Source organism: Streptomyces sp. NRRL F-5126, from assembly GCF_000721265.1.
In the GTDB taxonomy this organism is placed as follows: domain Bacteria; phylum Actinomycetota; class Actinomycetes; order Streptomycetales; family Streptomycetaceae; genus Streptomyces.
This window is the reverse complement of the sequence record NZ_JOFZ01000005.1, coordinates 195,859-218,130: the sequence shown is the minus strand read 5'-3', so window position 1 is coordinate 218,130 and position 22,272 is coordinate 195,859. Positions and strand designations below refer to the sequence as shown.

Genomic DNA, 22,272 nt, shown 5'->3' with positions numbered 1-22,272 from the left:
ATACCGCCCCACCAGGGCGATGCACGTCAAACAGAGCAATTCAAGCACGCGGCGCGGACCGCGCGAGCGCCCACCGGAACACCCGCCGCGGCCGGACCGTCACAGTACGTCGAAGGCGGTGACGTTCGTCAGCTCCAGGTACGTGCCCCTGCGTGCGAGGTCCCCGCTGATCTTCAGGTCCAGGCGCTCGCGGTGGGCGTCCGTGGCCCGGTCGTAGTCCTCCTGACGCAGGCGGAGGTGGATCTGTCGCTCCTGGCCGCTCAGGTCACCGTTCTCCTTCAGCAGCCGGGCCTCGATCGTGACCTCACCCGGCCCGAAGTCACCGGCGCGCTTGAGTTTGGTCGTGCGTCCCACGATGGTGACGGCCAGCTCGGGCTCCTGGCGCCGCAGGTCCTGGGCGGCCTCCCGCACCACCCCGACCAGGCGGGGGGAGAAGGCCGCGGGTGGGGCCACCGCGGGCGCGGGCCACCTGGGCGACCAGACGAAGCTGAGGGCGAAGCCGTGCGACGGCCCGGAGCCGCGTCCGTCGTTCCCGCCGATGGCGGCGAGCGCTTCGCACAGATCCGCGGACACGCCCTGCTCCGCGCCCGCCGCGAAGGGCGAGACGTCGTCGGTACCCGCGGTGTGCTCGGCCGCCGTCAGGGTGGCCGCCACCGCGGCGTGCATGCGGCGGGTCACTGTGCGGGCGAGCGGTTCCGGATCCAGCCGCCATGCCGGGTCCTCGTCGAAGAGGTGCCCCTGCGGCGATTCCGCGTCGGGCAGAGGCAGCTGCAGATTGAGGATGTAGCTTCCCGGAGTGCTCGGGCCGAACCGCGCGCTGTCCACGATCTGCCTCGCGCGTTCCGGCTTGCGGCGGGGCTGTACGAGACGGGGCTCCCCGCTGACCGCGGAGCAGGCCGCGGCCATCAGCAGGTCCTGCGCGCCCATGGCCGCCAGCACGCCGGCACGGACCGGGATGGTGCCGGAGGGCGTGCGCGGGAACATCCTGATGTACTGCACGTCGAATCCGGTCCGGATCAGGTCCTGGTGGACCGCCGCCGGCGTCCGTCCTTCGGCAGCGGCGAGCCCATCGAGCAGGTCGGCCATCCGGTCCGTGTAGTCGGCGAGGCCTGGATCCATCGGCAGGAGAACGCGCCGCCGCTGCCCGCCCCACTCCCGCTCCCATCGGTGGCTGTAGCGGACCCGGCCGCTCTCCCGCCAGCCGCGGCCGTGCAGGTAGCGCGCCACGTCGCCGGGCCTGAGCGCCGCCAGCTCGTGCTCGGGTACGCCGACGGCGCTCATACCGGCACCTCCTCGCAGGCCCGGTCGAAGAATCCCCGCAGAACGTCGACAGTGAGAAGGTTGTCACGCGGCACCGTGACCGTCACGCTCTTCTGCCCCTGCTGGCTCGGTAAGGGCCTTTCCGCGAGCGAGACCCAGTACGCGGAGTGCCGGAGAACCAGTTCCCTCTCCAGGACCTCGATATACGCGGCGGGGGTCGGGGGAACCACGACCAGCACCAGGAAGCAGGGCACCTGCCTGCGACCGCACAGGCGCCTGAACTGCTCGATGGACAGCGTGATCCTGAACCCGGAGCCGGTGCGATCGAACTCCCCCACCCTGCGCGTCTTCACCTGGAGCGCGATCTGGACGTCCAGCTCCGGCACCTCGTGATCCCGCCCCAGGATGAGGTCCTTGCCGATGTCCGGATACGGCACAGCCACCTGGAACCCGGCAGCGGCGGCGATGGCAGCCACGAAGGTCTCGCCGTACCAGCCCTGATGGTTGTTGAGTTCCATGCGCCCCCGTGCTCCTGTCGCGGCCACCACCACGCGCACAAGCCCGGAGTGACACCGATCACTGCCTTGGGCAGACTAGCCGAGTGGTGATCTTGGGGTAAGCCATGATCCGGCCATCCGGAGTCACCGGGACGGCAGCGCCTCAGAACACGGACTGCGCCCCTTCGTCCTCAAGGGGACGGCGAGCTTCCGCCAGAGCGGCCTCGGTGACGAACCACTCAAGCACGGTCCTGATCTCCTCGCTGTGGCCGGCGAACACCTCAAGCGGGAAGGAAGGACGCAGATCCAACTTGGCTTCGGCCAGGTCGATTCCGTCGACGGCGTTGAACCGCTCCATCAGAGCCCGCCGCATCGGCTCGTCGTCGAACGGCGGCCGCCGCTTGAGGTGCTGGAAGACCACTTCGACCGTGCCTGACACGGGGTAGATGCCGACAGGCCACAGCGGACGCCGAACGTGCGGACCGCCCGCTTCCACCGTGGGGAAGCAACTGGTCTCCTGTGCCCTGCCGTACATGAGGTGACCGCCCAGTTCCTCCCAGAACCGCAGGGAGGACAGGACGCCTTCCACGACGTCGGGGGCCTGATTGTCACGCAGCAAGGTCTCGAAACGGGTGGCGGCACCCGCTCCGGTCTCGTCGGCGGCGCTTGGCACGGGCTCCGGCAGGAACTCTTCGGCGGTCTCCCTGCCCACCAGCACCGCGAGATCATTGGTGGTCAGCCGGTGCGACTTCCGGGCCCGGCTGTTCTCGTCGAAGGTGACGCCCTCGGCTTCCAGGACGGCCCTGGGGTCGCCGGAATGGGTGTCGTCCGTCCACCGGAAGCCCGCGGCGATACGGCCGTCCGCCGTCAGCACGCGGTAAGCGCCGCGCAGGCCTTTCGCGGAGGCGACATGGCTGCCCACAGCGACAGCGCTGGTGCCGATCAGGGCCGCGAGGTCACCGTACGACGTCCACGTACCGGCGGGCATGGCGAGCAGCGCCTCCCGCAACTCTCGCCAGCCCTTCCACTCGTCGTCGGCGTGCTCGGCCGTGTCCAGCGGCCCAGGCCACAGCCGCACGGCCCGATCGGCCAGTTCCTCCGCCCTGGCGGCGATCTCCGCCCTGCCCCAGCGTTCCTGCGCGGCGATCCGCTGGTTCATGCGCAGAGCGCTGGTGTCGAGCAGCTCCTGCTTGCGGCGGAACGGATGGTTGGACAGCCGGGTGTTGTCGCCGGAAAGAGTGAGGTTGCCGAGCGTGTGCACCATCGCGGCATGGATCTCCTCCGGGCTCTCGCCGTCGCCGGCCTCCTCCGCGAGCAGGTCGAACCACTGCTGCGCCGGACGTTGCGGCAGCACGTGCTCGACGGTGAGCTTCGCCTTGCCGTAGTCGACGGGCTCGCTCGACTCGTAACTCTCCTCCAGCCGCCGCAGGATCTGGAGGCGCTGGTTGCTGCGTCCCGTCTTGTAGAAGGGGCGCGTACGGATGGCCTCGCGGACCGTGTCGTCCGCGGGCCACACCCGCGCGCCCGTCCGGTTGCGCGAGAGGAACCGGCGTACCGCGTCGGCCGGTGCTCCGCCCTTGTCCAGCTCCTTGGGAAGCTCCATGAACACCCGGTTGCTGCCCATCGTGGACAGCCCCGCGAACAGGCGCCGGACCATGTAGCTCTCGGCGCACACAAGAGCCTCGGCCGCCTCGCCGGCGGAGACGGCTCCCTCGTCCACCAGGTCGAGCAGGTGCAGGGCCAGCGGGTAGTGCGTCTGCCCTCCCCAGCGGGCGAGCCGTTCCAGCACCGCCCTCAGCCGCGGATCGCTCTCCCGCTCCGGCTCCAGGATCCGCATGAGGCGGCCCGCGCGCAGGGAGAACCGGGCGATCTCCGCCTCCAACGCCTCCTCGTCGGCGCCGAGTCGCTCCAGACGTCTCTTCTGGTCCCGGTAGATCTCGCTCTGCCGGGCACGGCTGTTGCCACCGACGACGAGGTCGAGCCAGACCAGGAGCTCCAGATTGGCGGGCCCCAGGAGTTCCTGCATGGGCAGCCAGCGCTTGCGATACACGTCCTCGCCCCTGGTGGGCAGGCACATGAACAGGTAGTTGCGCAGCAGGTCGCTCTGGCTGAGGCCGACTCCGGTGTTGTTGATCGATTCGAAGATGCGGTAGACGTTGTCGCCCTCGGCCGCGGTGATCGCCACGATCGAGAGGCTCTCACCGAGCACCGACTCGACCGCGTCCACCCACGAGTCCCCGCCGCTTGCCGCCCCTTCGGCCAGGACGGCGACGAAAAAACGGTACGCGGCGCCGACGTTCCCGGCACCACCGGCCTTCGGAAGACTGTCGACGCAGGCGATGTACGCCTCGCGGTCCGCCTGCGTCGGCAACAGCCGATAGCCGTCGTTCCCGTCCTGGAAGGCGTTGACCAGCAGCAGGTCATTGATGCGGGCGGCCTTCTTCGCCCGGCCCGCGCCCCGGTGGTGATCCCGAAGGGCAGTGAACGCCAGCATCAGCGTGGTCATGCGCTGCTGGCCGTCGACCACGAGCCAACGCCGCAGGCCGCCGGCGGCGACGCGCTCCGGGGCGAGCACGACGGAGCCGAGGAAGTGGCCGCTGTGGGAACGCCCCTCCTGCCGCTCGTCCACCAGCTCCTCTACGTCGTCCCACAGTTGACGCAGCTCGTCCAGCTGCCAGCTGTAGGTGCGCTGGTAGAGCGGAACCTGGAACTGCTGCTCCCCCTGAACCAGTTTGCTGAACGTGGTCTCCTGAGCGTGCACGCCCGTCCCCTCCCAGACCGTCGGCACCGATCCGTCATTGTCGCCCATACCGTACGGTGATCAACCGGAACGTCGACACTCGTACCGGCCGGGGGCAGACATGGCGACACTGGGAATCCACAAGGACTTCCTCCTGGAGTTCGCCAAGCTGGAAAAACCCGTCCAGAAGCGTGTACACGAGATCTTCGACAAGTTCCGTGCGCATCAGCACGCCGGACTCCACCTCGAGAAGCCGGCGAACCCCCGAGACCCCCGCATCCGCACCATCAGGGTCAGCAAGTTCATGCGCGGCGTCGTTCTCGCGCCGGAATCCGGGAGCAGCTTCCTCCTGCTCAAGGTCATGCCGCACGACGAGGCCATCGCCTGGGCCCTGAGCCATCGTGCGTCGGTGAACTCCGCGACGCAGGGCATCGAGCTGCGCGACGACATCGCTCTCGAACGTGCGGTCGCCGACGCGCGGGTGGCCGCGCCCGCACGCGCGGATCTCCTCTTCACCCACGTGTCCGACGGCGAGCTGATCCGCCTCGGCATCGATCCCGACCTGCTGCCGCTCGTGCGCGACTTCAGCAACGAGGCCCAGCTGGACGCGCTGCGCAAATTTCTACCCGAGCAGCAGTACGACGTGCTGGCCGGTCTCGCCGCCGGTCTCACCCCGGAAGAGGTGTGGCGAGAGTCCGTCGCCGTTCATGCGGAGGCCGACGCAGCCGAGATGCCGCGCTCCCCGGCGCAAGATGAACTCGCCGCGGCCATGGCCCGCTCCCAGAGCCGTATCGCGGTGCTGTCCGGACCGGAGGAGCTGCTCGACATCCTGTCCCGGCCGTTCGACGCCTGGCGTGTCTTCCTGCACCCGAGCCAGCGGCGCATCGCCTACCGGCCCTCCTACAACGGCCCGGCACGCGTGACGGGCGGCCCCGGTACAGGGAAGACCGTCGTCGCCCTGCACCGGGCGCTGCATCTGGCGCGCCGGCTACCCGCCGACACGCCCGACGGGTCGATCCTGCTCACCACTTTCACCCGGGACCTCGCTACTGACCTGCGACGCAACCTCCAACTACTGGTCCCTGACGAACCGTTGCGGGCCAAGGTCCAGGTCGTCAACGTCGACGCTCTGGCCAACCGGTTCGTCCGCGCGGAACGGAAAGAAGCACTGAACATCCTGACGAGCCAGAAGGAGATCCACTCCCGCTGGAGCCGGATCATCTCGCGGGTGGGCGTCGATCTCAGTGAAGTCTTCCTCGACCAGGAATGGCGGCAGGTGGTGCTGGCACAGGACCTGCGCACACCCGAGGCATACCTCAAGGCGTCCCGAAGCGGTCGGGGTACCGCACTGAACCCGCTGCGACGCGCCCAGGTGTGGCGTGCCGTCGAGGCGTTCACCCGGGAGCTGCGCCAAGCCGGCGAGTGGACATTCCTCCAGGTCTGCGCGGAGGCGGCCCGGCTGGTGGAGCCTCGCGCCGACCGGCCGTTCCGCCATGTGGTGGTCGATGAGGCCCAGGACCTCCACCCCGCCCAATGGCGCCTGCTGCGAGCACTGGTCGGTCCTGGCCCGGACGACCTGTTCATCGCCGGTGACACACACCAGCGCATCTACGGCAACAAGGTGTCGCTGCGGAGCCTGGGATTGAGTGTGACCGGCAGGTCGCACCGCCTGCGTGTCAACTACCGCACCACACAGGAGATCTTGCGGTGGTCGGCCACTCTGCTGACGGACGAGAAGCCTGACGACATGGACGGCGGTACCGAATCGCTGTCCGGCTTCCGATCCGTGCTGCGGGGTGCCCAGCCCGAACTGCGCGGGGCCGCCGTGAAGAGCGAGGAGGTCGAGGACCTCGTGGCTGCGATCTCACAGTGGATCGCGGACGGCGTGCTGCCGAGCGAGATCGGAGTGGCCGTGCGGTATCTCCAGTTCGGCAGGGAGATCGCACACGCACTGGAGCAGGCAGGCCGGCCGGTGCACGTCCTGGGCGCAGGCCGGGAGCCAGGAGAGGGTGTCCGCATCGGCACCATGCACCGGATGAAGGGACTGGAGTTCCGCTGTGTCGCCGTGGCGGGTGTGAGCGAGGGAGTACTGCCCATGGCGTCGGCACTGACGCCCGAGGCGGTGGACGCGCAGCAGCACCGGGACGACGTGCTGCGCGAGCTCAGCCTGCTGTTCGTCGCCTGCACCCGTGCACGTGAAACCCTACGTGTCTCCTGGCACGGGGCTCCTAGCCCGTTCCTCGGGCTGTGAGACGGCCCGTTCCGCCGCGGGCACGTGGTGGCCGCTTCAGGCCACGGCCACACCCGCCGCCGTCGTGAACGGCAGGACCAGCCGGGACGGGTGCGCCGCGTCGCGGTAGATCTTGTGGGTGACGGGGCGGCCCACCGGCAGGTGGAACGCGTCCGGCGGCAGCAGCGCGTTGTGGGCGTCCGCCAGCGGCTCGTCGTTCGACAGCTCCACCACCAGGCGGTGGCCGGGCCGGAAGGTGGCCGCGAACGGGTAGAGCCGTACCACGTACTCCTGGATCGTCCCGGGCTCCACCGGCACCGCGCGGGTGTGCGGGTGGTATGGGTCGCCGTCGGTGGTGCGCTCCTCGTCGAGTTCGCGGTGGGAGGCCTTGAGGTAGCCGGTGGTGATCAGCTGCCGGGCGCCGCCGCTCGCCTCGTCCCACAGGCGCAGGATGAAGTTGGTGTCGTCCTGGTCGATCTCCGCGAACAGGTGCGCCGCCCCCGTGCCGATCAGCTCGGTGGACTGCTCGAAGGGCTCGGTGGACCAGTGCAGGACCTCCACCTTGTCCGTGACGGTGAGCGGTGCCTGGTAGAAGCCGTCGGGCGCGGCGTGTTCGGCGCCCATGTGCTCGGGCTCGGCGGAGAGCCGCTGCCTCGGCCGCAGGTACAGCGGCCGGTGCTCGGCGGGCTTCGGGGGCCACTGGTCCGCGGTGACCACCTCGCGGGAGCCCTCGACGAAGACACTGACGGCGGGATCGTCCATGACGCCGTTGTCGATGCCCTTGAGCCAGTACTCGTACCAGCGGAACATCTTGTCGTGCTCCTCGACCCACGGCCGCGACTGCATCGGCGGGTACGAGCCGATGTCCAGCTTCTTCGGGCCCTTCAGTGTGTTGAACAGCTCGATATGGCCGTCGAGCGTCCAGCCGCGTCCCTGGTCGATCTGCAGGTGGACCGGTATGTCGATGTTCCGTGCCAGGTTGACCGGGTTGCGCTCCTCGTACCAGTCTCCGTCGAGGTGGTTCATCACGATGTCGAACCAGAACTCGCGGTTCTTCGGGTACTTGAGCACGTGGACGAGGTTGGGCCAGGCCGCCACGTCCGGGTCCTTCAGGCGTTCCTCGACGAGCTTGTCCAGCTCCTCGGCCGAGTACTCCTGCCGCATACGGGACTTGACGTCGGTGTGTGCGATGCCGGAGTCGCCGCCGCGTCCCTCGCGTGCGGCGCGCGGCATGAACCACATGACGCCGCCGTGGTAGGTCGTCTCGTAGAAGTCGTAGTGGCCGCCGCTGACGAAGATCGCCTTGAGGTGCGGTGGCCGCTCGGCGGCGGCGAGCACCTGCATGGAGCCGAAGTACGAGATGCCGGTCATGCCGACGTTGCCGTCGCACCACGGCTGCGCGGCCACCCACTCGATCACGTCGTACAGGTCCTGGCCCTGCGGGACCCCGCCGGCGTTGTAGTTACCGATCATGACGCCGCCCGAGTCGCCGGTGCCGCGCATGTCGCCGATGACGTGGACGTAGCCCTCACGAACGACGCGCGCGATGTCGCCAGCCTCGATGCAGCCGTCCCACATCGGGCTCGGCCGCCGCTGCGGCGGTGTGGTGAGGGCGAGTGCCTGCAACTCCTTGCCGTAGGCACTCATCGCGATCAGCGCGGGCCGCGGTGTGCCGTCGTCCGCGCCGTGGTAGGCGTCGACGGCGAGCTCCACACCGTCCCGCATCGGCACCCGCAGGTCCTTGCGGACGGCGATGGTGTGAGCGCCCGCCTCTATGGTGTGGAAGTCGGTCATGGCTGCGAGGCTCCTGTGGGGCTCTGGGGGTGTGTACGGTAGCCGTGCATCGACGTGAAGAACGGCGACGGTTCGAGCGTGGGGTCGCCGGCGTACCCGAGGTCGCCGGCGGCGCGGGCGAACGGCGAGTACGGGGAGTCCGTCCCCGCGAGGCCCGCCGCAAGGCAGCCGCACGCGGCGCGGGCGACGCGGGCCTCGGCGGCGATGCTCTGGTCGATGGCCTCCCCGGCCTGAGCCGCGTCGAGTTCGACGCCGTACGGTGTGCCGTCGGCGCGGCGGTAGGGGTGCCCGAGGTAGAGGTGACGCGGGCGGAGATCGCCGCGGAGGTACGCGAGGCTCGCGCGGTAGGCGTCCGGGTCGGTGTAGCCGGGGAAGCCGTTGGCGGCTCCGTGCACCTGCACGGCGTCGCCCGTGAACACCGCGCTCTGGCCGTCGACGGCGTACGCGACCGACCCGGGTGTGTGCCCGGGCATCGCGTGCACCGAGACGGTGACGCCGCCGCCGAGTGAGAGCGTCTCGCCGCCCTTGACGAGCAGGGACGGTTCCATCTCCCCAGAGATGACGGCGTTCGCCGCGGCCGTCACCTTCGCCTCCCCGTCCGGGTCGTTCAGGTACCGGCCCCGGCCCGCGAGGTACTCCTCGACGTGGGCGCGCCGCGAGCGGAGCATCGGCGCGTCGGCCTCGTGGATGACCACCTGCGCTTTTCGCACAGTGAGTTCCCACAAGGCGTGCGCACCGCCGACGTGGTCGATGTGGCCGTGGGTGAGCAGGATCCAGCGCACGTCCTCGATGCGGCGCCCGATCGCCGCGAGCGCGGGCGCCATTCCCTCGGCGGGCGAGGTGGCGATCCCGGTGTCGACGACGGCGGGCTCGGGCGCGTCGATGAAGAAGCTGTAGAGCCCGAAGCGGCCCCACGGCGAGACCAGGGGGTGGATCGTGACTGGCTGGGTCATGGCTGCCTTTCGAGGAAGGCGCGCGTGCGCGCGAACACGGCGTGGTACTCGGGGATCCAACCGAAGTGCTGGACGAATCCGTGTCCCGCGCCCTCGTACCGGCTCACCTCGGTCGCCACACCGGCCTTCCGCAGCCGAGCCCCGTACAGCTCGCCCTCGTCACGCAGTGGGTCGTACTGCGCGGTGACGATGAGGGCCGGGGGCAGCCCGGTGAGGTCCGCGCGTTTGATGGGCGAGACGAGCGGGTCGGCGGGGTCGGCGCCGCTGCCGAGGTAGAAGGCGTTGAAGGGCCCCAGCCCCGCCGTCTCCATGCCGTATCCGACGGCGTTCTCGCGCAGCGAGGCGTAGCGGGCGGTGTCGAAGTCCAGGTCGAGTGACGGGTAGTAGAGGACCTGGTGCGTGATGCGGTGGAAGCCGTCGTCGTGCGCCCTGGCGGCGATGGCGGCGGCGAAGGTGCCGCCCGAACTGTCGCCCGCGACGGCGAACGTGCCGCCGTCCCAGGCCAGGGCCTCGGCCTGCTCTGCTGCCCAGCGCACGACCGCGTAGCAGTCGTCGAGGCCGGCGGGGAAGGCGGCCTCGGGCGCGAGGCGGTAGCCGACGGATATGACCTTGAGCCCGGTCTCCTTCGCCAGCGAGCGCGCGACGTGGTCGTGCGTGTCCAGGCTGCCGAGGAAGAACGCGCCCCCGTGGAAGTAGACCAGCAGGCCGTGGTTCTCCGCCCCGTCCGGTGTGTAGACGCGCACCGGCACATCACCGGACGCCGTACGCACTGTCACATCCTCGACGGTGTGCAGTGGCAGGCGCTCTTCGAGGGAGACGGCGTGCGTCCCCTCCGCCGCGCGCATCGCGACCGGATCGAGCGACCCTTCGGGCGGCGTGGGCAGCGCGGCGAGCGTTCGGGCGATCTCGGGGTGCAGTGGCACGGTGTCACTCCCTCACGCCAGGAGCGGCGGGCGCGGCCGGCGCGGACTTCTGGCCGGGGAAGACCTCGTCGATCCCGTCGTCGTCCCAGCCGTGCCGCGAGACCTCCTGCAGCTTGTCGGTGACCGGCTTGCGGGTGGCCTGGAACAGGGCCAGCGCCTGCGCCACGGTCTCCGCCTGACGCAGGGCGTCGGCGAGTGCGCCGCCGTCCTCGATCGCGGAGTTCGCGCCCTGGCCCTGGTGGTGCAGCATCGAGTGGGCCGCGTCACCCATGAGTACGACACGGTCCGAGTGCCACGTGCCGACCGGGTCGATGTCGTACACCGCGCGGGCGTTCACGGTGTCTATGTCGAGGCCGCGCGTGATGCTCACGAGGCGCTCGTCGAAACCCTGCACCGTCGCCAGCAGGTCGTCCTTCGTGACCTGCGGGTTCCAGGTGCTGTCCGCGCACCGTGCGGTGATGTCGAAGGACACCTGGCCCCGGTGGCGCAACGGCAGCAGGTACACCTTCGTGCCCCTGCCGATGTACATGCGGAAGTTGTCGTCGACGACCATCCCGTGGGCGTCGTCGGCGGAGATGACGGCGCGGTAGGCGTGCTCCCCGGAGAACACCGGGACCTTGTCGCCGAACAGCTCCGACCGCACGACCGACTTGATGCCGTCGGCGCCGACGACCAGGTCGGCCTCGACGCTGTTGCCGTTCGCGAAGGTGAGGACGGCGCCGTCGTCCTTCTCCTCGACGGCCTCCAGCTTGTGGCCGAGGTGCACCATGCCCTCGGGGAGTACACCCAGCAGCGCCTCGATGAAGTCACCGCGGTGGATCAGGTGGGTATGGGTCTGCTCGCCGGCGGCCGGCCACTCCTCCTTCATGATCGGTTCCCCGGTGGGCGTCAGGATCTCGAAGTAGTCGCTCGGCGAGCTGACCTCGGCGATCGCGTCGAAGATCCCCCACTCGCGGAACCGGTTCATGGTGGCGGGCCGCAGGCCGATGCCGGCGCCGACCTCCCGGATACGGTTCGCCTGTTCGTAGACGTCGACGTGGGCGCCGAGCAGGCTCAGTGCCTTTGCCGCCGCGGCGCCGCCGTATCCCGCTCCTACGACGGCGATCTTCAGGTTCTGCAGGTCTGAGGGGTGCATGGGTTCTCTCTGCTACTTCTGGACGGACAGGAAGCCGGCCGGGTTGTCGACGAAAATGGTCTTGATCGCGGTGTCGTCGAGGCCGGCGGCGCGCAGGTCGGGGATCAGGTCCTCGAAGAGGTAGTTGACGGTGTGCTCCTTCACGCCGGGCCAGCCCAGCGGTGAGCAGTTGGCGTCGGCCGAGGCCAGGACCTGCGTCAGCCGGCCGTCGCCGATGAACCGCAGGAAGTGGTCGAGCCGCTCCCTGCGTGGGCGCGCCCAGAACGGCGGGTCGGGCAGTTCGGTCTCGTAGCCGAAGGTGTCGAACCCGACGCGGCCGCCCTGTTCCGCGATCCAGAGGTCGCGGGTCTTCCCGGCATTCACCCCGTCGTCGACATGCCCGAACAGGACCCGGTGCAGAGGCAGTCCCTCCTCGTGGAAGATCGCGATCGCGTTCTCGGCGTCGATCGCGAGGTGGGTGAGGATCGGCACGCCGGTGGTGAGCGAGGCGCGCGCGGCCGCGCGGTAGATGCGCTTGTCCAGGCCCGTCATGCGGCCGCCGCGGCTCACACCGACCTTGATGACACCGGCGAGGCTGCCGGTGCCGCCGATGCCGACGGTGATCTCGTGGACGAACTGGCTGGTCAGGTACTCCACACTGGCCGTGGCGAAGTGCGGCAGCGCGGTGTCTCCGCCGACGAATCCGGTGCAGGCGACGATGTGGACGCCGGTCTTCGCGGACAGCGACTTGTAGTGGTCGACGTCGCGGCCGTTGCAGATGCCCGTCACGTCGACGAACGTGCCGCCGCCGTACTCGTGGAAGGCGCGCAGCTTGGGGATGGTCTCCTCGTACCGCTGTTCGGGGGACTTCCACCACTGCGTGTCCAGTTCGGAGCCCGGCATGCCGTAGCCGATGTGCTCGTGGACTGCCACGAACCCCAGCTCCTCGGCGGGGACCGGCCCGAGGACGGTGTTCACTCTCGACACAACACTCACCTTCGAGGGGAGGGACTGACTTGACGGTCGTCGGCGTCGGAGCGGGTCAGCGCCCCGACAGCAGGTCGCGCGGGTTGTCCACGAGGATCCGGCGCGTGTCCTCGTCACTGAGGCCCTGTGCCTCCAGGAGCGGGACGAAAGTCGTCAGGAGATGGCTGTACGGCACGTCGTTGCCCGGGTGGCCCTTCGCCACGCCGGTCGCGCCGCAGGAGAGCAGGACACGGTCGCCGTGTCCCGCCCGTACGAGCTGGGCGGCCAGAGCAGCGCGCTCGGCGTCGCTGATGTGGGCGCCGTCCTCGGTGCCGACGTGGTCGAGCACGGCGTAGGCGCCGCGGCGGGCGACGGCGAGGGGCGCGCCGGCGGCGACGGCGTCCTCGCGATCGAGCCCGCCGACGGCGACGCGGCCGGCCTCCAGCTTCTCGTCCAGGACGACGTCGAGTTCTTGGACGGCGTCGCTGCCGTGGCGGAAGGAGACGGCGACGCCCGTGGTCAGGGCAGCCCGTGCCGCGCCGCGCAGCAGGCTCTCGTCCGTCGCGGTCATGCCCTCGCGGGTCGCGGAGGTGGCCACGATCCCCGCCCCGCCGCGGCGCTCGACGCGGGGGACCACCATACCGTCGGTGACCTCCCTGGCGAAGAGGTCCGCGAACCTGTCGGCGGGCCACGGCGTCGGCGGGTTGGTCTGCGGTGTCAGGAAGTAGCCGCCGAGCATCGCGTCGGGCCCCTGCCCGGTCGAGGCGACGATGTGCACGCCGCTCGTGCGGGAGAGGGTCGCGTAGAGGGGCACGTCGCGGCCGTGGAACATGCCGGTGCTGTCGACGATCGTCCCGCCGCCGTGCTCGTGGAAGTCCTTCAGCTTCGCGGCGAGGACCTCGAAGATCTCAGCCCGGTCGATGGTGATGTCGAAGGCGTGTTCCGCGCCCGGCACCACCGAGAGCAGCGCCTCGTGGACGGAGACGACGCCCAGCTCCTCGGCCGGCACGGGGCCCAGGACGGTGTTCACGGTGTTGCTCTCGACGCTCATACCGTGACGGTAGCGATTCGGTTTACATGACGTCAATGAAATGAACGGCAAGAAAAATTATTAAGCTGTGAGTAGGACAGGTTGAGGCCGGCGGTCAGCCGTCGGCGGCCAGGCGGTTCAGCCACTCCCCCAGCAGGTGCCGCTCCGCGCCGCTGAGGGACGTCTGCTCGGGCAGCGAGGCACGCAGGGCGCGCGCGGCGCCCGCGGGCCCCGCGTCCCGCACGGCCGGCCGCTCGTTGGTGACGGCGGCGACCATGGACTCCCGCAGGGCGGTCAGCAGGGCGGGGTCGCGCCTGCCCTCGGGCAGGGACAGCCAGGTGAGCACCGCGCCGCGCACCGTTGCATGGATGATCTGGGCCGCGAGCGCCTCACCGACACGGAGCCATCCGCCGGCGGCAAGGCGTCGGATGCGGCCCATCAGGATCTCCATGCCGGCCTGGAAAGCGGCCGATTCGGTCCGGGCGGGTTCGGCGTACATGAGGGTGAACAGCGCGGGGTTGGCCAGGCCGAACTCGGCCGCGACGTCCCAGCCCTCCCGCAGGTCCTCGATGGGGTCCTCGGGGTCGGGGTTGATGTGCTTGGTGGCGAGGAAGGCGGCGAAGCCGTGCTCGGCCACCGCGTCGAGCAGCCCGTCCTTGTCTCCGAACAGCCGGTAGATGGCGGGTGGTTGGAGCCCCGCCGCATCGGCCACCGCCCGGGTGGTGACGGCGTCGCGGCCCCCGCGCGTCAGCAGGTCGATGGCGGCCTCGATGACGCGCCGCCTGCTCTGCTCGCGCCCCGGGGTCGCGGCGCCGGAGGACGCGGCTTCGGGCTTCGCGGCGAGCAGGCCGTCGGTGGCGCGTGAACATGGTGGCATGAATCAACGATACCGCACTCACGTTTCCGACGTTAGTATCAGTGTTAGCGTTGTATTGATTCCGACGGAACCATCCGTCTGGAACGAACTCGTCATGACTGGAGCGCATCGTGATCATCGTGACCGGAGCCACCGGACTGCTGGGGCGCCAGATCGTCGAAAGGCTGCTCACACGCGTGCCCGCCGGCCAGGTCGGCGTCAGCGTCCGCGACCCGCGCAGGGCGCAAGACCTCGCCGACCAGGGCGTGCGGGTGCGCCAGGGCAGCTTCACCGACGCCGCGGGACTGGCCCACGCCTTCGAGGGCGCGTCCCAGGTGCTCATCGTCTCCGTCGACAAGATGGGCGAGGAGTGCGTCGAGCAGCACCGCACCGCGATAGAAGGGGCCGTGGCGGCGGGCGCCCGCCGGATCCTCTACACCAGCCAGATGGGCGCGAGCGCCTCATCGCGGTTCCAGGCGTGCCGCGACCACGCGGACACCGAGGAGGCGCTGCGCGCCTGCGGCGTTCCGTTCACCTCGCTGCGCAACGGCTTCTACGCCCGCAGCGCGGCGCACTTCCTCGTCCCGGCGGTGGATTCCGGGCGGATCACGCTCCCGGCGGACGGCCCGGTCGCCTGGACGGCGCACGCCGACCTCGCCGAGGCGGCCGCCGCCATCCTTGCCGACGAGGGGCGCTTCGAGGGCCCCACACCGCCGCTCACCGGCGGCCAGGCGCTCACCTTCGACAACATCGCGGACGTCGCCACCGAGGTCACGGGCCGCACGATGACGAGGACCACCGTGCCCGACGGCGCGTTCCGCGAGCAGCTGGCGGGCCAGGGTGTGCCCGCGGAGGCGGCGGAGCAGTTGCTGGGCATCTTCGCCGCCGCGCGCGCAGGCGAGTTCGCCACCGTCGATCCGACGCTGTCGGCCCTGCTCGGCCGCGCACCCATCACCCTTCGCGAGGTGCTGCGCGAGCAGTTGCCTCGCGCCTGAGAAGCATCAGGACATCGATCCCATGCATGTGACGGCATACCAAACATTCACTTTCTGGATGCGATACAGGCCGCTTTGACTTAAGGGCATGAACGCGCCACCCACCTCAGACATCGATCTCTTCGACGACGAGGTCCTCCTGGACCCCTGCCCGGTCCACGCGACGCTGCGGGAACTGGGCCCCGTGGTCCACCTGCCCGCGGATGACGTCTACGCGCTCACCCGGTACGACGTCATCCGCGGCGCCCTCGCCGACTGGGAGTCGTTCTCCTCGGCGTCGATCGCGTTCAACCCGGTGGCCGACCAGGCCCTTGCCGGCACCTCGCTCGCGTCCGACCCACCGGTCCACACTCAGCTGCGCGCCGCCCTCACCGAGAACCTCACGCCCCGTGCCCTGCGCGGCTTGAAGGGCCGGATCGAGGCGAAGGCCGACGCCCTGGTCGCCGAACTCGTCGAGCGTGGCTCGTTCGAAGCCGTCGACGCCCTCGCCCGCGCCTTCCCGCTGGAGGTCGTCGCGGACCTCATTGGCTTCACCGGCCACGTGCGCGACAACATGCTGCGCTGGGGCCAGGCCGCCATGCAGGTGCTCGGCCCGATGAACCAGCGCACCGCCGACAACTTCCCCATCGCCGGCGAGCTGTACGCCTGGTGCTCCGAGGTCACGGGCGGCGACCTTGCCGAGGGCTCCGTCGGCCGCGGCATCTTCGACGCCGAGGCCCGTGGCGCCATCCCCGAGGGGGCGGCCGGCCAGATCATCCACCAGTACCTCGGCGCCGGTGTCGACACGACCGTCGCGGCCATCGGCAACGTCGTCGCGCTGTTCGCCGCACATCCCGGCGCGCTCGACGCGGTCCGCACCGAACCGGCACTAATCCCAGGGGCGTTCAACGAGGTCCTGCGGTACTGGCCCCCCGTCAACGTCTGGGGCCGCGTCACCACACGGGATGTCGAGATCGAAGAGACCGTCATTCCGGCAGGCGCGCAGGTCGCACTGCTGCTCGGCTCAGGCAACCGCGACCCGCGCCACTACGAGGACCCGGACTCCTTCCTTCTCGAGCGCAACCCGGCCGATCATCTGGCCTTCGGCTACGGCCCGCACGGCTGCGCCGGCCAGGGGCTCGCGCGGCTGGAGGCACACGCCGTGATCGCAGCGCTGTCCCGGCGTGTGAAGCGCCTCGTCGCCGGGGACGAGGTCCGCGTTCCGGGCAACGTCACCCGAGCCATCGAGAAGCTCCCCGTCCTGCAGGTGGTACCGGCATGAGAGTCGTTGTCGACCGCGCCCGTTGTGAGGGCCACGGCCTGTGCGAGGAGGCCGCCGCCCAGCTCATGCACCTCGACGACGAGGGCGAGTTGGTACTTGACCGCGAGGAGGTCGAGGGAGCCGACGCGGCTCTCGCCCAGGCCGCCGCACGAGTGTGCCCGGTCGCCGCGTTGAGGGTCGAATGAGTGGCCGAACGAGCGGCGCCCTGAAGCGGGTCGTCGTCGTGGGCAACGGCATCTCCGGGCTCACCGCCGCCCACACGCTTCGCGAGGCCGGCTTCGACGGCGAACTGACCGTCGTCGGCGACGAGGTGCATCCGGCGTACAGCAGGCCCGCCCTGTCGAAGGCACTGCTACTCGACGGCGACTCTCCGCATCTCCTGCCTCCGCCCACCCACGGGGCGAGGGAACTGCTCGGTGCGCGCGCGACGGGGCTCGACACCGGCAGGCGGCTCATCACACTCGACGACGGCACCGCCCTGCCCTACGACGGAGCCGTCCTCGCCACGGGTTCCAGGGCACGGCGGCTGTCCGACCTGCCCGACGAGGTCACCGTTCGCGCACTCGACGACGCGCTGGCGCTGCGCCGCCGCCTGGCGCAGCGGCCCTCCGTCCTCGTCGTCGGCGGCGGCCCGCTCGGCATGGAGATGGCCTCGGCGTGTCTGGCCGCCGGGTGCCGGGTCACCCTCGTCTCGCGGGGGAAGCCGTTGACCGGCCGGCTCGGGCCCCACCTTGCGCACGTCCTCACCGCTGCCGCCCGCGAGCGGGGCCTGACCGTGATCGAGACCGGTCGGGTACGGGTCGAGGGGCGGGCGGGTGACGCCCGTATCGCGCTCGGCGACGGCACGGTGCTGCGGGCGGAGGTGCTGCTCACCGCCGTCGGTGACGTCCCCAACACCGAATGGCTCACCCGCACCGGACTCGTCGTGGACGGCGCCGTGCCGGTCGGCACGCGCTGCCTCGCCCGTCCCGGCGTCGCGGCCGCAGGCGACCTCGCCGCGTTCCCCACCTCGCGGGGGCTGCGCCGCGTCCCCCTGTGGAGCAGCGCCATCGACCAGGCGAAGGCCGCGGCGCGGGCGCTCGTGCACGGCGACGGCACTCCGCCGCTCTCGTTCCAGCCGTACTTCTGGACCGAGCAGTTCGGGCACACCCTCAAGGCCGTCGGACACCTGCCGGCGGCCGGCGAACCGGTGTACGCGGCCGGGAAACCCGGCGGCGGCCCGGCCCTGATGACCTGGCGGCGGGACGACGGCAGCACCACGGCCGTCGCGCTCGACCACCGCATCCCGATACCCCGGCTGCGCCGCATGACGAGGACGCCCGCGTAGGGTGCGCGCCATGAGCGGCGAAGAGGGCACCGGAACGTCGGGCCTCGATCGGCTGGCGTCGGTCGATCTCAACCTGCTGGTGCCTCTTCTCGCGCTGCTGGAGGAGTCGTCGGTGACCAGGGCTGCCGAGCGGGTCGGATTGTCGCAGCCGGCCATGAGCCACGCCCTGGCACGGATGCGCCGCCTGCTGGGCGACGACCTCGTCGTCCGGCAGGGCAGCGGCGTCACGCTCACCCCGCGGGCGCTCGAGCTGATCGCGCCGTTGCGCGGTGCACTGCAACAGGCGGCGGGGATCGTCGACTTCCCGTGCTTCGACCCCGCCACGGACGAGCGGGTCATCACGGTCGCCATGACGAACAGCACGGCGTTCGTCGTCGGCCCCCGGCTGACCCGGCTCGTCGCCGAGCGCGCGCCGCGCGCCACGCTGCGGCTGCGGACGATCACGGTACCGACCGAGGCCACCTTCACCGAAGGGGGCGTCGACGTCGTCCTGATCTCGGAGGGCCACTCCTCGCCGTATCCGCGCGAGCGGCTCTACGACGACCGTTGCGTGGTGGTGGCCGCGCCGGACACGCCTTCGCGGGCGAGTGCGCTCGACTTGCTCACCACCGAGCCGCACATCGTGGTCGACACGGACCGCCGGGTCTTCCCGTACTCGGTACTGGAGGACGAGGGCATCCCCTACCGCGTCGGCCTGTGGATCTCCGACTTCCTTCTGGTGCCCCTCCATGTGGCTCGGGCCGGCGGCGTCGCCCTGCTGCGGTACCGGGTGGCCGCCACCATGCGCGCCCTGGCCGACCTGCGGATCGAGGAGTTCCCGTTCCCGCTGCCGGGGCTCGGCATCGACATGGTGTGGAACCCGCGACTGCCCGACGTCCACTTCGCGGTCTGGCTGCGGGCACTGCTGCGCGACGCCGCGGCCGAGCGATGAGGCGTACGCGGCGCACGTGCGGGGTCAGATCAGGAGTGCCACCCAGCTCGCGCCGAGCTCGTCGAGCATCTGCTCGCGCGTGAGCTTCCAGTCGGCGCGCTCCCAGTTCTGGGCGACGTAGTCGAGCTGGGCCATCGCCAGGACGCCGCGGAAGTGGCGCTGATGGGGCTGGAGGCGGCCGGCCGCCGCCAGCCCGTCCTCGATGTCGCTGATGGCCTCCTCCAGCCATCGCTCGACCAGATCGGTGAGTTCGGGGTCGACCGCCGCGGCGTCGCGGCCGACGCGGATGATGGGGTGGATGGCAGACCAGCTCTCGGCGGTGCGCCGCAGCCACGCCGTGATCGCCTCTGGTGTCCCCTCGCGGACGGTGGCGACGAGGTCCTGCGCCGTGGAGCCGTGCCCTGACGAGCCGACGCGCTGCAGGGCCTCGTTGAGCCGCTCGTCGATGAGCGCCTGCATCAGTGCGCTGCGTGAGGGGAAGTACGCGTAGAAGGTGACGCGCGTGGTGCCCGCCGCGGTGGCGATGTCGTCGACCGTGGTGGCCGCGTACCCCTTCGTCTTGAACAGCTCGAGACCCGACTCAAGGAGCAGACGGCGCGTCATCTGCTTCTGCGCCTCACGAAGGTTCGCCATGGCCCGAATCCTAGCGCGCCACCGCACGTCGAGCGTACACACCGCCTCCGCATGATACGCAGCGTATGAAATTTTTACGCAGTGTACTCAGGTGAGCAGGTCGACGGAGAGCCGTTCCCGCAGGTCGGCGACCGTGGCGCCGTACGTCTCCAGTACGCGCACACCGTCAGGGCCGGGGGCGAAGATGCCGTAGTCGGTGCAGACGAGGCTGACGCAGGCCGCGCCGGTGAGCGGGCAGGTGCACTCGGATACGAGCTTGGGTGCACCGTCGCGGGCGAACAACTTCATCATCACGAGCACGCGCCGCGCCCCGACCGCCAGGTCCATCGCGCCGCCGACGGCGGGGATCGCGTCCGGGTCGCCGGTGTGCCAGTTGGCCAGGTCACCGCGGGCCGAGACCTCGAACGCACCGAGTACACACACGTCCAGGTGGCCGCCGCGCATCATCGCGAAGGAGTCGGCGTGGTGGAAGTAGGACGCCCCCGGCATCTCGGTGACCGGCACCTTGCCGGCGTTCGTGAGGTCGGGGTCCACCTCGTCGCCCACCGCGGCCGGTCCCATGCCGAGCATGCCGTTCTCGGTGTGCAGCACGATCCCCGCCTCCGGCGGCAGGTGTTCGGCGATCCTCGTGGGCTGCCCGATGCCGAGGTTGACGTAGGAACCCGCCGGGATGTCGCGGGCGACTCGCGCCGCGAGCTCCTCGGTCGTCAGGGGTCCTCTGCCGGTGTGTTCCACCGGGCCCTTGGGCGGTGTGTTGCCGGTGGCAGTCATCAGCGCGCTCCTCGGACGGTGAGCCCGCGGGCCTCGGCCCGTACCAGGCGGTCGACGTAGATGCCTGGGGTCGCCACGGTCTCCGGGTCGATGCCGCCTGCAGGCACGATGTCCGTGACCTGGGCGACGACGGTGGTGGCCGCGGTGGCCATGACGGGCCCGAAGTTGCGGGCGGTCTTGCGGTGGACGAGGTTTCCCGCGGTGTCCGCCCGGTGTGCGGAGATCAGGGCCAGGTCCCCCTTGATGGGGTACTCAAGGACGTAACTGCGCCCGTCGATCTCCCGCGTCTCCTTGCCCTGCGTCAGCGAAGTGTCGACGCCGACCGGGCAGTAGAACGCGCCGATGCCGGCCCCGGCGGCCCGTATACGCTCAGCCAGGTTGCCCTGCGGCACGACCTCGAGACCGACGCGTCCGCTTCGGTACAGCTCGTCGAACACGTACGAGTCGCTCTGCCGGGGGAACGAGCAGACCACCTTGCGCACGCGGCCCGCCGCCAGCAGCGCGGCCAGGCCCACGTCGCCGTTACCGGCGTTGTTGGACACGACGGTCAGCTCGCCCGCCCCCTGCCGGATCAGCGCGTCGATGAGGTCGAACGGCATGCCGGCCAGGCCGAACCCGCCGACCAGCACCGTCGACCCGTCCTCGACGTCCGCGACGGCCTCGTCGGCCGTGGCGGCGATGGTCGTGGTCACGCCCGGCTCACCTCCGCCGCCACGTGTGCCGCACCGACCGAGGCCAGCGGGATCGGTGTGAACATGGGCGGCTCCTCGTCCGGGGTGAGCGCGGTCGGCCCGTACACCCAGTCGGTGAAGGAGTAGTCGTGGGTGTCGCGTGCGGTGAGGATCGCGTTGCGCCGCAGCCGGTCGTCGCCGTCGAGGTGCCACAGCTCGCCCCAGGCGCGTGCCGTGGTCTGCACCCGGCGGCAGTGCTCCACCCGGACGGCCTCGTACTCGGCGAGCGCGGCGTCCCAGTCGGGCCCGGCGCCCGACGCGGCGGCCGCTGCATGCGCGGCGTACTGCTTGGCGAGTACCCAGCCGTCCTCGATCGCCATGATCGCTCCCTGCGCCATGTACTGCAGCGGTGGATGGGCGGCGTCGCCGAGCAGGGCCACGCGGCCGTGCACCCACGTGTCGATCGGGTCGCGGTCGAGCATCTGCCACCAGCGGTCGCGCCACATCAGCGGGATGCCGTCGCGCACGGTGTCGCAGGTGCGTTCGAAGGCCGCGTCGAGCTCGTCGGGCGTTCCCCAGTCGTCCCGGCCGGCCAGGGCCTTGGGCGAGCGGAAGACGGCGACCTGGTTGAACATCTCGCCGCCGCGCAGCGCGTACTGCACGAAGTGGCAGTGCGGGCCGATGTGGACGGTGACGTCCTTCTCCGCTATGTCGTTGCCGCGCACCTGCTCGATGGGGACGGCGGCGCGGTAGGCGACGTAGTCGGAGCTGACGACGTCGTCACCGACGAGCCCCAGGCGGGCCGCGGAGTGCAGACCGTCGGCGGCGACGACCAGCGGTGCCTGTTCTGTGGTGCCGTCCGCGAGGCGGACCAGGGCGCCGTCGGCGGTGTTCTCGTAGCCGGTGACGGTCCGGTCGGTCAGCAGTTGCACACCGGCTCTCTCGCAGGCACGCAACAGGACGCCGTGCAGGTCGCTGCGGTGCATCACCATGTAGGGGAAGCCGTAGCGGCGTTCCAGGTCACGCAGGTCGAGCCGGCTCAGTTCCCGGCCGTCGAGCGCGTCGCGCATCACGATGTTCTCGGGGACGACGCCCAGGCTCTTGGCCTCCTCCAGCAGGCCGTACTCGGCGAGTATGCGGGTGCAGTTGGGCGCGATCTGCAGGCCCGCACCCACCTCGCCGAACGCCGCCGCCTGTTCGAGGACACGTACCCGCAGCCCTTGCCGGGACAGGGCGAGGGCGGCGCCGAGGCCGCCGATGCCGCCGCCTGCCACCAGGACGTCGGGCTGCCCGGCGGGGCGTGGTTCAGGGCTCATTTTC

The 22,272-nt window shown here is 70.5% G+C and carries 20 protein-coding genes; 6 read left to right on the top strand and 14 right to left on the bottom strand.

Annotation, left to right across the window (positions count from 1 at the left end):
- Positions 1–99 precede the first annotated feature (99 nt).
- The 3 genes from IH48_RS0112180 to IH48_RS0112170 form a co-directional block, all read right to left on the bottom strand.
- A complete protein-coding gene (locus IH48_RS0112180; protein ID WP_030902875.1) occupies positions 100–1,281 on the bottom strand; it encodes a hypothetical protein in 1,182 nt (393 codons plus the stop codon).
- Positions 1,278–1,778, bottom strand: a complete 501-nt coding sequence (locus IH48_RS0112175; RefSeq protein ID WP_030902873.1) for a DUF4365 domain-containing protein — start codon at positions 1,776–1,778, stop codon at positions 1,278–1,280. Before IH48_RS0112175 ends, IH48_RS0112180 begins: the two co-directional genes overlap by 4 nt.
- A gap of 142 nt (positions 1,779–1,920) precedes the next feature.
- Entirely contained in the window at positions 1,921–4,566 is a 2,646-nt protein-coding gene (locus IH48_RS0112170) for a GmrSD restriction endonuclease domain-containing protein (protein ID WP_234434219.1), read from the bottom strand.
- A 52-nt stretch (positions 4,567–4,618) separates the two neighbouring features.
- On the opposite strand from IH48_RS0112170, the gene IH48_RS0112165 reads away from it, so the two are divergent.
- The gene (locus IH48_RS0112165; protein WP_030902867.1) at positions 4,619–6,748 is read left to right on the top strand and encodes a UvrD-helicase domain-containing protein; all 2,130 of its coding nucleotides are present in this window, start codon (positions 4,619–4,621) and stop codon (positions 6,746–6,748) included.
- Positions 6,749–6,784: 36 nt separating this feature from the next.
- On the opposite strand, the gene IH48_RS0112160 is transcribed toward IH48_RS0112165, so the two are convergent.
- The 7 genes from IH48_RS0112160 to IH48_RS0112130 form a co-directional block, all read right to left on the bottom strand.
- Positions 6,785–8,521 (bottom strand): CocE/NonD family hydrolase, encoded by a 1,737-nt coding sequence (locus tag IH48_RS0112160; protein ID WP_030902865.1) that lies wholly within the window; start codon positions 8,519–8,521, stop codon positions 6,785–6,787.
- Entirely contained in the window at positions 8,518–9,474 is a 957-nt protein-coding gene (locus tag IH48_RS0112155) for an MBL fold metallo-hydrolase (RefSeq protein ID WP_030902862.1), read from the bottom strand. Before IH48_RS0112155 ends, IH48_RS0112160 begins: the two co-directional genes overlap by 4 nt.
- Complete coding sequence (locus tag IH48_RS0112150; RefSeq protein ID WP_030902859.1) at positions 9,471–10,397, bottom strand: alpha/beta hydrolase; 927 nt, start codon at positions 10,395–10,397, stop codon at positions 9,471–9,473. Before IH48_RS0112150 ends, IH48_RS0112155 begins: the two co-directional genes overlap by 4 nt.
- A gap of 4 nt (positions 10,398–10,401) precedes the next feature.
- Positions 10,402–11,532, bottom strand: a complete 1,131-nt coding sequence (locus tag IH48_RS0112145) for an FAD-dependent oxidoreductase (protein WP_030902858.1) — start codon at positions 11,530–11,532, stop codon at positions 10,402–10,404.
- Positions 11,533–11,544: 12 nt separating this feature from the next.
- Entirely contained in the window at positions 11,545–12,498 is a 954-nt protein-coding gene (locus IH48_RS0112140) for a phosphotriesterase family protein (protein ID WP_030902856.1), read from the bottom strand.
- A 55-nt stretch (positions 12,499–12,553) separates the two neighbouring features.
- Positions 12,554–13,528: an aryldialkylphosphatase gene (locus IH48_RS0112135; protein ID WP_030902854.1), complete on the bottom strand. Its 975-nt coding sequence runs from the start codon at positions 13,526–13,528 to the stop codon at positions 12,554–12,556.
- A 94-nt stretch (positions 13,529–13,622) separates the two neighbouring features.
- Positions 13,623–14,384 (bottom strand): TetR/AcrR family transcriptional regulator, encoded by a 762-nt coding sequence (locus tag IH48_RS0112130; protein ID WP_078849655.1) that lies wholly within the window; start codon positions 14,382–14,384, stop codon positions 13,623–13,625.
- Between the two features lie 110 nt (positions 14,385–14,494).
- On the opposite strand from IH48_RS0112130, the gene IH48_RS0112125 reads away from it, so the two are divergent.
- The 5 genes from IH48_RS0112125 (at position 14,495) to IH48_RS0112105 (ending at position 18,877) form a co-directional block, all read left to right on the top strand.
- Entirely contained in the window at positions 14,495–15,358 is an 864-nt protein-coding gene (locus IH48_RS0112125; RefSeq protein WP_030902848.1) for an NmrA family NAD(P)-binding protein, read from the top strand.
- An 88-nt stretch (positions 15,359–15,446) separates the two neighbouring features.
- Positions 15,447–16,619: a cytochrome P450 gene (locus tag IH48_RS0112120; protein WP_030902845.1), complete on the top strand. Its 1,173-nt coding sequence runs from the start codon at positions 15,447–15,449 to the stop codon at positions 16,617–16,619.
- Positions 16,616–16,804 carry a ferredoxin gene (locus tag IH48_RS0112115; protein ID WP_030902843.1) on the top strand — a complete coding sequence of 63 codons (189 nt, stop codon included), beginning with the start codon at positions 16,616–16,618 and terminating at the stop codon, positions 16,802–16,804. Before IH48_RS0112120 ends, IH48_RS0112115 begins: the two co-directional genes overlap by 4 nt.
- Complete coding sequence (locus tag IH48_RS0112110; RefSeq protein ID WP_030902840.1) at positions 16,801–17,946, top strand: NAD(P)/FAD-dependent oxidoreductase; 1,146 nt, start codon at positions 16,801–16,803, stop codon at positions 17,944–17,946. The genes IH48_RS0112115 and IH48_RS0112110 overlap by 4 nt, the downstream gene beginning before the upstream one ends.
- 10 nt (positions 17,947–17,956) lie before the next feature.
- The gene (locus IH48_RS0112105) at positions 17,957–18,877 is read left to right on the top strand and encodes a LysR family transcriptional regulator (RefSeq protein ID WP_030902837.1); all 921 of its coding nucleotides are present in this window, start codon (positions 17,957–17,959) and stop codon (positions 18,875–18,877) included.
- Positions 18,878–18,901: 24 nt separating this feature from the next.
- Here the strand turns inward: IH48_RS0112105 and IH48_RS0112100 are convergent, their stop codons facing one another.
- The 4 genes from IH48_RS0112100 to IH48_RS0112085 all read right to left on the bottom strand — a co-directional run bounded on the left by IH48_RS0112100 (position 18,902) and on the right by IH48_RS0112085 (position 22,268).
- Positions 18,902–19,510, bottom strand: a complete 609-nt coding sequence (locus IH48_RS0112100; protein ID WP_030902834.1) for a TetR/AcrR family transcriptional regulator — start codon at positions 19,508–19,510, stop codon at positions 18,902–18,904.
- Between the two features lie 87 nt (positions 19,511–19,597).
- Positions 19,598–20,281: a 3-oxoacid CoA-transferase subunit B gene (locus IH48_RS0112095; protein ID WP_030902831.1), complete on the bottom strand. Its 684-nt coding sequence runs from the start codon at positions 20,279–20,281 to the stop codon at positions 19,598–19,600.
- On the bottom strand, positions 20,281–20,973 hold the full coding sequence (locus IH48_RS0112090) for a 3-oxoacid CoA-transferase subunit A (RefSeq protein ID WP_030902829.1): 693 nt from the start codon (positions 20,971–20,973) through the stop codon (positions 20,281–20,283). The genes IH48_RS0112095 and IH48_RS0112090 overlap by 1 nt, the downstream gene beginning before the upstream one ends.
- Positions 20,970–22,268 carry an FAD-dependent monooxygenase gene (locus IH48_RS0112085; protein WP_051839616.1) on the bottom strand — a complete coding sequence of 433 codons (1,299 nt, stop codon included), beginning with the start codon at positions 22,266–22,268 and terminating at the stop codon, positions 20,970–20,972. The genes IH48_RS0112090 and IH48_RS0112085 overlap by 4 nt, the downstream gene beginning before the upstream one ends.
- Positions 22,269–22,272: the final 4 nt, after the last annotated feature.